This is a genomic window from Pseudomonadota bacterium (assembly GCA_018817425.1).
Taxonomy (GTDB): domain Bacteria; phylum Desulfobacterota; class Desulfobacteria; order Desulfobacterales; family RPRI01; genus RPRI01.
This window is the reverse complement of sequence record JAHITX010000074.1, coordinates 1-10,096: the sequence shown is the minus strand read 5'-3', so window position 1 is coordinate 10,096 and position 10,096 is coordinate 1. Positions and strand designations below refer to the sequence as shown.

The window sequence follows — 10,096 nt, the reverse complement described above, 5'->3', positions numbered from 1 at the left end:
GCCACTTTCAAAACGTTTCAGTTTGGTCAAGCTCAAGGCGGGCGAAAATTTCAACCACAGGAATACATTGAGTATTTCGAGGATTGAAATTTGAGCCCAACGCAGAGATCGGCCAAAATGGGGCGTTTTGAAACTGGCTCGATAAACTGGCTTTATCCACATGCAATATTAGTATCTAATTCTCTATCGAAGATTCCTGGAGAAGATTCATACCTTTATAAATATAATGAAAGCCGGATATAATTGATAACCCTGCAGTAAGCCAGTAAATATAATGTTTAATTGTTACCGCATCAGAAATAGTCGGGTTAAAAAGAATAAATACTACAGTTCCCAATTGTGCAAACGTTGTGCATTTACTCACAAGGCTTGGCTTAATCTCAATAGTTATATCCGTTAAAGAAAAAATCGCTATCCCAAGAAGTATAAGAACATCCCGCGTGATCACAATAACCGCAAGCCAGCCCGGAATTATTTTAATAACAGCAAGGCTGGCATAGGCTGAGATTATAAGAAGTTTATCTGCTATAGGATCAAGATAGGCACCAAGTTCAGTGCGCTGGTTGAAATACCGTGCAATAAAACCGTCTAAACCATCACTCAATCCAGCACATACAAAGACAATGAGTGCGGAAACATATAAATCCCTGATCAGAAAAATAATAAAAAGCGGGACAAGCAAGATCCTTGTAATTGTCAAAATATTTGGGATATTGATTTTCATATGCTTATTCCCGGCAGGTTGTGATAGCAAAGCCTTTACTTACTGGTCGGTAAAAAAGGGTCAGGATTTTCTTAAAAGAGTATAATCGGCAATAAATTCTAATATGTCTCTTGTTTTTGAAGGTTTAAAAACAAGCAATGAATCTTTTGCCTGCTTAACATGATCCTTCGCACATTGGTCCGTATATGAAATCCCACCATATTTTTCAAGTAAGGTTATCAGTAATTTAAAATTAGAGCCAGAAAATTTTTTATTTTTTATTATTGATTCCATTTTGAGGCGATCTTTTGAATCCGCTTGTTTCAAGGCATATATAACCGGAAGAGTTACTTTTCCTTCTTTTAAATCAGCGCCTACTCCTTTCCCGAGAGCTTTTGTATCAAGCGTATAGTCCAAAAGATCATCAACCATCTGGAAAGCCAACCCAAGATTCTTTCCATAGTTAGATATAGCATTTTCTTCACGCTTTGATGAATTTGCCAAACGGGCGCTGATTTTACATGCACCATGGAATAACACGGCAGTCTTACGCCATATTACTTTTCTGTATTCTTCTTCTGTAATACTTACATCACCTTTTCTTAAAAGCTGTTCAATTTCTCCCTGAGACATGCTTTCGGTGATTTCGGCAACTATTTTGATAATGCTTGGTTTTTTTGTAGCTGCGGCAATGGAAAGACCCCGCGCAAGCAGAAAATCACCGGTTAAAACCACCGAGGAGTTTTTCCATAATGAATTTGCAACGGGTCTTCCTCTTCTTAACTGAGCCCCGTCTATGACATCGTCATGTAACAGTGTAGCGGCATGAAGATATTCAAAAATCGTTGAAAAAACTTTGTCATAACCGCCCTTATAACCACAGACCCTAGCCGAAAGCACCATAAGAAGGGGCCTTAATCTTTTGCCACCTGCAAAAAGAATATGTTTGGCAACATCGGAAACAAGGTCAAGATAAGGGTTTAAATTATCTTTAAGCGCAACTTCAATTTCAGCAAGATCATCTCCTACCATTGAAAGAAGTTCTTGCTTTAAATCTTTCATTCGGGTTCTCCAACAAGATCATATTCAAGAGCATCAGTAATTTTTGTCCTGACAAAAGTGCCAATTTTCATTTTTCCGCTAACATATGTTATGCCGTCCACTTCGGGCGCCTGATATTTAGTGCGTCCTATATAAAGATTTTCTTCAGGGAATTCCTCAACCAGCACATCAAAAACCTTACCTACGTGGCGCCTGTTATTTTGAGAAGATATTTCCATCTGGCAGGACATTATTCTGTCATATCTTTTTTTCGCAACGTTTTTTCGAACCTTCTCTGTAAGCTTATGGGAGGCAATGTCTTTAGAATCGGAATAAACAAAAGCACCAAGATGATCAAACTTTACTTTTTCTATAAATGATAACAGTTCATCAAACTCCTTATTTGTCTCGCCTGGGAAACCTGTAATTACGGTTGTGCGCAAAACAGCATCCGGATTTGCCGACCGTATTTTATCAAAAAGTTTAAGCATCTTCGTCTGACTGTAATTTCGCCCCATTTTTTTAAGTACCTTACGGCTTGCATGCTGAATCGGAATATCATAATAGGAACAAACATTTTTGTTTTGAGATATAGCTTTAATCGTATCATCTTCCATGCTTTCAGGATGGCCATATAGGATTCTTATCCAAATATCATCCGATAAAGCTGAAATTCTTTCAATAAGCTTTGCAAGGTTAACGGAAGTGCCAATATCTTTTCCATAAGACGATGTATCCTGAGCAACAAGAATCAGTTCTTTTACCCCGGATTTTATAAGCGTTTTTGCCTCTAAAACAACATCTCCAATGTTGCGGCTGCGTTGTTTGCCGCGAAGCTTAGGAATCACACAATAAGTACAACGGCGGCTGCATCCTTCAGCAATCTTCAAATAAGCCATATAAGGTAAAGTTCTGATTCTGGGCTCGGCAGCATAGTTTAATAAAGTCAAACATGGATCCGGCAAAAGAATGCCGGATGCTATCGGAATCCCCTCAACAGCCTGCACTATCTTACCATATGCACCGGTTCCGAGAAAAAAATCTACTTCCGGAAGAGTTTTAATTATTTTCTCCCTGAAGCGCTCCGGAAGACAGCCTGTTACTATAATTCTGCGGCACTTCCCATTTTTCTTATATTTTGCAAGCTCAAGAATCGTTTCAATAGATTCATTTATTGCAGATTCTATGAAGCTGCAAGTATTTATAATAATTGTACGGGCTTTAGCAGGGTCAAAAACTACATTATATCCTGCGTCGGCAAGCCTTCCCAACAGCAGTTCGCTATCAACAAGGTTTTTTGCACAACCAAGACTTTCAAGATATACATTGTTTACATGTCTTTTCATATACGAGCCAATGTTAGACGGACTTGCAAAAGGCTTTAGACTTTGAAAGTATTATATAAAAAGTCCTGCAAAACTAATTTTTGCAAGACTTTTTATATATAATCAATTTAATAATTTTATAAAATTGGCGTTTTGGAACTGGCTCTATCCTTTAGCCTTTTTAATTTCTTCTGTGATCAAAGGCACAACATCAAACAAATTTCCTACGATCCCATAATCCGCTTTTGCAAAAATGGGAGCTTCCGGATCTTTATTCACAGCAACTATAACCTTTGATGACGACATTCCGGCAAGATGCTGAATTGCACCTGATATACCACAGGCTATATAAAGATTAGGGGAAACAACTTTTCCGGTTTGCCCGACCTGATCCGAATGAGATCTCCATCCTTCATCAACCGCAGAACGCGAAGCGCCAACAGCACCTCCGAGAAGTCCCGCAAGAGTTTCAATAACTGAAAAGTCAGCGCCTCCCATACCCCTGCCACCCGAAACAATAACATCAGCTTCCGTTAATTCAACTTTGCCTGTTTCAAGTTTCTTTTCCACAAACTTAAGGTCAACTTTACCTTTATCGATTGCAACATCTTCAACAGCAGCAGTTTTTTGCACTTCTGCAATCGCCATAAAATTAGGCCGTATTGCTACTACCGAAGGTTCTCCTTCAAGTTCAACATTGGCCAGAATCTTCCCACCGTAAACCGGCCGAGTTGCGATAACTTTACCGCCTTCAATTTTTACAGCTATACAATCCATAGCTATGGGGGCATCAAGTCTTGCAGCCAGTCTGGCAGCAAGTTCTTTTCCTCTAAATGATGCGCCCAGTATAATCATGCGGGGGCTCTCTTTTGCAGCAATCCCGGCAATTACATTTGTATAAATATCCGTCATATATTCTTTAAGATCAGGATCATCAGCTACAAATACTTTCTCAGCGCCATATTTTCCAAGCTCTTCGGCGCCAGCTTTTATACCTGAGCCGAGAACCGCTACCGAAAGGGGGCAGCCTAATCCGTCGGCTATACGCCTTCCTTCGCTTAGCGCTTCATACGAAACTTTCCTGAAAACACCATCAACCTGTTCTGTTATTGCAAGTACACCACAAGACATATCTATCTCCTTAATAAAATATCTATAAATTCAATTTGTTTTTATGTTTTTGATCTTTTAGGCAAATATCAGATTACCTTTGCTTCTTCCTGTAAAGCCTTCACAAGTGCTTTGGCTTTATCTGCATCGGTTTCTCCCTCAATGATCTTTCCGCCCTTTCTTTCAGGTGGCAACATAAAAGATATGACTTTTGTCTTTTGGCTTCCCATTCCGGCAGCATCAAGTCCGATGTCCTGAAGCTTTTTAATCTCAAGAGGTTTTTTCTTGGCTTTCATAATGCCAGGCAAAGATGCATACCTAGGTTCGTTTAATCCGCGTTGAGTTGTTATAAGAGCGGGAAGAGTACTTTCAATTGTAACTGTGCCTCCCTCAACTGTTTTCTCGCACATTATTTTCCCATCAGCGATAGTTTCTTTTGCAACCATTGCAATAGACGGAATATTTAAAAATTCAGCAACAGCTGAACCCACAACATAACTATCATCATCTACAGCTCTCTGGCCTGCAATTATAAGATCATGAGGTATACCCTTTATCACAGCTGCAAGAACTCTGGCTGTTTGCAATCCATCGCATCCCTGAGTGGCAGGATCATTAACTAATATCCCTTTATCGGCACCCATGGCAAGCCCGGTTCTTATTGCCTCAACCGCCTTATCCGTACCTACCGAAACGATTGTTACCGTACCCCCGTTAGCCTCTTTTAATTTAAGAGCTTCTTCTATTGCAAGTTCATCATAAGGGTTTACCACCAGTTTTGCATCACCGGCTTTGATTGATTTTCCATCTTCGGAAATTCCAACAAAAGATTCAGTCGATGGCACCTGTTTTAACAATACTATTAATTCCAATTTTTATATTCCTCCCTTCATTATTTTATATTAAATCAGCCTTCAAGGCTTTTTAAAAAGACAGCTAATGCCATATACGGTATCTTCTCATACTTAAGGGCTGACACCTTAGTATAAAAAAAGTCCAATAATGACTTTATATTCGGCTGGAAAAGGCTGTCTGTCTATAACCGTTTAAAGCAAATTGAAGATCACCGCACAGTTGAATTTTAGTCGAACAATGGTTCATGTATAAATAATTCGACCGATAGCTTTTAAGGTAGCCACAAACACTGCACCTGATGTTGCGGCTAATACCAGCTATAATTTGAATTGAGTATATGACTATCGAATTCTTGTCAAACAAATTTTGATACTGTAACAATTTTGTGGAGTTGAACTTAAACCGCTTTATTGTGATTTCACCATTTAAGCTCATTATCCACCTTAGGTAATTAGCTGTTTTATTGCAGGCCTAATAATTTATAAATCTGACTGTTTTAAAGTTATGGTGTTTTTTTATTGACAAGCATATATTATGTGGTAAAAAAAGATTCTTTTTCACGGGCCGTTAACTCAGTCGGTAGAGTATCTGCCTTTTAAGCAGAGAGTCGCGCGTTCGAGTCGCGCACGGCCCACCAATAAAGCTAAATATTAGCTAATTATTGTTGGCTTTTTAATTTAAATATATTATATAGTATCAATCACGTCCCCATCGTCTAGCCCGGTCCAGGACACCGGCCTTTCACGCCGGCGACAGGGGTTCAAATCCCCTTGGGGACGCCAATTAAAATAAAATTAAGCAAGTTATGTTTCTTAATAACTTGCTTTTTTTATTGGCGCTATAATTTACCTTCTTAATCATAACAGTTTCTCCTTTAGTGATAATCGACGATTTGAACATCATACTTTATAATACATCGGCAATCGGCCAAAATGGGGAGTTTTGAAACTGGCTCGAAAGATAGTATTTTGATTTGCCAACCCATATTTGATTTTTCGAAACAGCAAGGCGATTCAGGATACATCCAAACCAACAGATGGAAATAATTGACCAAAATATGATCTGCTTCTTAAATAACTGATTAGCCAATTCTGTAACTTCGGTCAGCGGGCAAACAGTTATTTTATCATCTGCCGGGAAGCTATGCTGGCCGGGATATATTATCCAAAGATAATCCAGTTGAAGATCATTTAAGGCTATGCGCATTGATCTTGATATTTTCGGAGCTTCGCTGAATTTAAATTCAATCCCATATCGGCGACCACGATATTGAAAAAAAAGATCAATTTCCGCTCCGCTGTGAGTAGACCAGAAATATGCTTCGGGAGGTTTTACAATTTTAAGAAACTGCTCTAAGGCGAATCCTTCCCAGGATGCACCTGTACGCGGGTGGCCCAGAAGTGAATGCTTATCAGATACGCTGAGCAGGCAATGAAGTAATCCTGAATCCCGAAAATATATTTTAGGCGCCTTTACTTGTCGCTTTGAAATATTTTCATGCCATGGCTGCAACTGTCTGATCATAATTGAAATAATATTTATCAAAAGCTGCTTCTAAGAGTTGTAGTGTTGCTTTATCTGTGAACTCATTTTTGGCTTCAATATCAAATCCACACAAGATTGATTCGATCACATTTGAAATATCCTGAAGTTTCATTGAATCAGACATTTGCTGAGTTCCGTAGAAGGGAACTTTACGGTACTTCTATTATGTGAAACGTCTTTATAATAGGAACAGCCTGTGCATTTATCAGGGTTGCGAGACTGGCCGCAACATAGACTACAGATGAACGAATCATCAGCCATACATTTTCGTTTTCCCTTGCGGGAATTACATATTGAACATTTTGCCATTATTGTTTCCTTCTTGTGAACTGCAAATAACCGGTGCTAATGGAGCGCAGCGGAATTAGCATCAGAGTTAATTTGCTTTGTTAGGTTTTCTTTGAATTTTGCCCAATACGCGTCAATATCTCTTCCATATGATGCATGTAAAGCGTGATCAAATTTTGCCTCATTTTGGATGGCTTGCAGTAGTCCTTTGAATTTTACAGGATCAAATTCTTTCATAAACTGAATAAACATGGCTGATTGGCGGTAGAACATATGAGGTTTCAAATGATATGAACTTGCGGTTTTGTGAAATAAAAAGCTTCCAGTGCTTTCTGGATAAAAGCAAGCACCATCACAAATAGCATGTGCAGCATCTATCTCACTTACATTTTCAGCACCTCCACCATTTGAAACAAAAACAGCCAAACCTTCAACGAACCAGCTTGGAATATTGTGAACATATTTTGAGGTTCCAATTTGCTGAATAAAAAGGAGATGTGAAAGTTCATGGGTTGTCAGGGTCTGTATCCGTTCGGGTTGCTCCCTAAGACTTGCCGAAAGAAATGTTTTTTCATTGAAAACAGCAGCCTTGATTTTTTGATTCAAGCCTGTGAACTTAGCAAAGTTTTCCTTGGTACCACAAACATAAATCAAAATAGGTTTGTTAAACGGACCATACTGATTCTCTTCAACTATCTTAATTGAATTCTCCAAATTCTGTGCGACCTGCAATGCGATATCCAACGCATCGCTTTCGCAAAAAATCCGCTTATCTGATTCAAGTTGAATAAAATGATCCGTCGATTTAAAAAATGCGCCTATTTGTCCACATGAAATTAATGATATAGACAAAAATAGAATTATTAAGGTTTTCATGTTTGTGACGCTAGTGCACGCTCTATTTATCATTACCGCATTTGAGCCATTTCTTTGAATAACTTCACCTTTGCCGTTGTAGCCGACATGTTCATAGTTTGCGGCTAATTGGTAATTACCATAAATATGGCTAAGGGTCATTGTGCCGTCGTCACCTGTTGCGCTAATCTTCAATTCATTCAGAATTGCCGAAGGATACAGTGTATTATAATATTTAACAATTCTGTCGGTTGCATCCGACTGGATCAGGTAAACATAATCTCCGTCATTCGGTTGTCCTTCAGGACTCCACTGGTCGCTGTAATTCCACCAGCTTGTTCCGCCAATCCATGATTTGTCAGCCGCATATCCTGCCCCCGGAACAAGAAACATAAATACCGACATCACCAAGATCCATCATAAAATATTTAGAGGATTTAAATTTGAACCCAACGCAGAGATCGGCCAAAATGGGGCATTTTGAAATTGGCTCTTGGGAATTTTAAATCGGTGACCAATAACTAAAGTAAGTTATTTCAATTAATAATAAGCTTAACTACAGAAAATAGTGTTAAGCAAAATATGCACCATATATGTATCTATTAGATATCATAGATATTATCTCTCTAAAGCATTTATATTAAATTGTATATTGTAAAATAATCCGACATTAATTTCTTGAAAAAATAATAATATATTCGCGCTGTTATTATTAATCAATAAAATAGATATATTACAAATATCAACTGAGTTTTTGAAACTGTAAAGAAAACCGACAGTAAAAGATCAGGATACCGGTCTATGACGGTTTTTTCTATAATGGCTTTTTTCTTTTTCCGGCTCTATGCTGGTTAATTGTGACCTTCGCCTTTAGCTGCAGACCCTTCTGCGGATAGCAATTAATCCAAGAAGTCCTGTTCCAAAAAGCAAGATAGCAGGAGGAATCGGCACAGGAGCATTTTCTACCGGTATAAGAAATCCGCCGCTGGTCAGGTTATATTTCAATCCGTTTAAGTACTCGTTTCCAGATGCTGAGGCCAGGTAGTAAATATTCAGCCCGTCCTGTCCGGATATATTGCTTACAATGTCACCAAGCAAAACAGCTCCGTCGAGAACAGAAAGGTATTGCGCCCCGCCTTCTGTTGCATTGCCGTCAAAAAGGTTTAAATTGCCTTCTACATTTAATGTGCCCCATGCAAAATTATCGGTATATCCTGAAATGTCCGCCCCCAGATCTTCACCGGCAAGATAGTATTCGTGAGAACCTGTGCCACTAAAACCCAAAAGCGCATCATCGGTATTCCAAAGCGTATCCTGAGTGCTGTTGTTTATGAGGTTTGTTTCAGTAAAGAAATTGTCTCCAAGGCCGCCCAGCAGATAGCCTTCGGCTCCGATAGTAAGTTCATTAAAATAGTTTGTGGAAGGATCGCTGATGTAAGCGCCGTTGTTGGTAAAGTTCCCTGCAAAAGCCACATTCGTGTCTGTGGTCTTAAAAGTGCCGTTATTGATAACATTCCCGGTAAAGATAGCCGGGTTATAGGCAACTTCTATTTTGCCGGTATCCTGATTGGTAACATCAGCATTGACCGTAGTTGTACCGCCGGTTAGTGTCATGGTGCCTTTATTTGTCAAACCACCGGAGCCTCCGATTGTGCCTTTTACATACATCTGGCCGTTATTTACTTGAGGGCCGTTTCCCTGCAAGGTTCCGTCGAGATACATACTGCCGTTATTTTCCAGCCCTGATCCGTTAAGGGTCACAATGCGGCCCGTGTTGATGGCAACCGAGGTATTATTTATCATGCCGTTTGAGGCAGTAAAGTCGCCATTTAAATAGACCGTGCCGTCATTTATCAACTGCCCGTTGAGATTTCCTGCAGTGTATGAAAATGTGCCGCTGTTGTTAATCGAAGAATTCACCGTTCCGCCGGACATTTCAAATTCATCATTATTGAATATGGTGCCTGCCGTCAGGGTTCCTCCGGATATGGTATATATTCCCAAACGGCCGACAGAATTTGCAATAATAAGATTATTAGTAATTGTATTTGTTCCGCCGTTCTGAGTAAATATGCCGGTACCGTCATAGCCTATGTATTCGTTCTTAGCCGACAGTGAGCCGGTGCTGCTAAGATTGTATCTGCCAACACCGGTGGAATTTCTTCCGAGATAGAGATCATTTGTCACCGTATTAGTACCGCCACTCTGTCTAAATATGCCGGTACCGTCATAGCAGAGCTGGTCGGGAAAAACTGTACAGTTGCTTAAGTGGTAAAGCTGTTCTAAATTGATTTTAAAATATAGAAAGGAGCAGCGGTAAAATGAAGAAATTGAGAAGGAATCATGGAGCAACGTTTAAAGCAAAAGTAGCGAT

9 protein-coding genes and 2 tRNA genes are annotated in these 10,096 nt (G+C 39.4%); 2 read left to right on the top strand and 9 right to left on the bottom strand.

The annotated features are described in order from the left end of the window. Nucleotides 1–175: 175 nt before the first annotated feature. The 5 genes from KKC46_12495 to KKC46_12475 all read right to left on the bottom strand — a co-directional run bounded on the left by KKC46_12495 (nt 176) and on the right by KKC46_12475 (nt 5,051). The gene (locus KKC46_12495; GenBank protein ID MBU1054623.1) at nt 176–718 is read right to left on the bottom strand and encodes a CDP-alcohol phosphatidyltransferase family protein; all 543 of its coding nucleotides are present in this window, start codon (nt 716–718) and stop codon (nt 176–178) included. 66 nt (nt 719–784) lie between these two features. Then, a complete protein-coding gene (locus KKC46_12490) occupies nt 785–1,765 on the bottom strand; it encodes a polyprenyl synthetase family protein (protein MBU1054622.1) in 981 nt (326 codons plus the stop codon). Beyond that, on the bottom strand, nt 1,762–3,090 hold the full coding sequence (gene rimO, locus KKC46_12485) for a 30S ribosomal protein S12 methylthiotransferase RimO (GenBank protein MBU1054621.1): 1,329 nt from the start codon (nt 3,088–3,090) through the stop codon (nt 1,762–1,764). Before rimO ends, KKC46_12490 begins: the two co-directional genes overlap by 4 nt. 144 nt (nt 3,091–3,234) lie before the next feature. After that, a complete protein-coding gene (locus tag KKC46_12480; GenBank protein ID MBU1054620.1) occupies nt 3,235–4,200 on the bottom strand; it encodes an electron transfer flavoprotein subunit alpha/FixB family protein in 966 nt (321 codons plus the stop codon). A gap of 68 nt (nt 4,201–4,268) precedes the next feature. Then, nucleotides 4,269–5,051, bottom strand: a complete 783-nt coding sequence (locus KKC46_12475) for an electron transfer flavoprotein subunit beta/FixA family protein (GenBank protein ID MBU1054619.1) — start codon at nt 5,049–5,051, stop codon at nt 4,269–4,271. A 544-nt stretch (nt 5,052–5,595) separates the two neighbouring features. Between KKC46_12475 and KKC46_12470 the strand changes: the two genes are divergently transcribed. Beyond that, a tRNA-Lys gene (locus KKC46_12470) sits at nt 5,596–5,671 on the top strand. Between the two features lie 67 nt (nt 5,672–5,738). Continuing rightward, nucleotides 5,739–5,816 (top strand) — tRNA-Glu (locus tag KKC46_12465). Between the two features lie 124 nt (nt 5,817–5,940). Here KKC46_12465 and KKC46_12460 read toward each other — a convergent pair. The 4 genes from KKC46_12460 to KKC46_12445 form a co-directional block, all read right to left on the bottom strand. Next, the gene (locus tag KKC46_12460; protein ID MBU1054618.1) at nt 5,941–6,558 is read right to left on the bottom strand and encodes a DUF4143 domain-containing protein; all 618 of its coding nucleotides are present in this window, start codon (nt 6,556–6,558) and stop codon (nt 5,941–5,943) included. Further along, nucleotides 6,530–6,703: a hypothetical protein gene (locus KKC46_12455; GenBank protein ID MBU1054617.1), complete on the bottom strand. Its 174-nt coding sequence runs from the start codon at nt 6,701–6,703 to the stop codon at nt 6,530–6,532. The genes KKC46_12460 and KKC46_12455 overlap by 29 nt, the downstream gene beginning before the upstream one ends. 221 nt (nt 6,704–6,924) lie before the next feature. Further along, a complete protein-coding gene (locus KKC46_12450) occupies nt 6,925–7,884 on the bottom strand; it encodes a hypothetical protein (protein MBU1054616.1) in 960 nt (319 codons plus the stop codon). Between the two features lie 708 nt (nt 7,885–8,592). Then, nucleotides 8,593–9,909, bottom strand: coding sequence for a hypothetical protein (locus tag KKC46_12445; protein MBU1054615.1), 1,317 nt, complete (start codon nt 9,907–9,909; stop codon nt 8,593–8,595). Nucleotides 9,910–10,096 lie beyond the last annotated feature (187 nt).

Coding starts and splice junctions, on each gene's coding strand:
- KKC46_12490 (MBU1054622.1), bottom strand. CDS start 1,765: ATGAAAGATTTAAAGCAAGAACTTCTTTCAATGGTAGGAGATGATCTT.
- rimO (MBU1054621.1), bottom strand. CDS start 3,090: ATGAAAAGACATGTAAACAATGTATATCTTGAAAGTCTTGGTTGTGCA.
- KKC46_12480 (MBU1054620.1), bottom strand. CDS start 4,200: ATGTCTTGTGGTGTACTTGCAATAACAGAACAGGTTGATGGTGTTTTC.
- KKC46_12460 (MBU1054618.1), bottom strand. CDS start 6,558: ATGATCAGACAGTTGCAGCCATGGCATGAAAATATTTCAAAGCGACAA.
- KKC46_12455 (MBU1054617.1), bottom strand. CDS start 6,703: ATGTCTGATTCAATGAAACTTCAGGATATTTCAAATGTGATCGAATCA.
- KKC46_12450 (MBU1054616.1), bottom strand. CDS start 7,884: ATGACCCTTAGCCATATTTATGGTAATTACCAATTAGCCGCAAACTAT.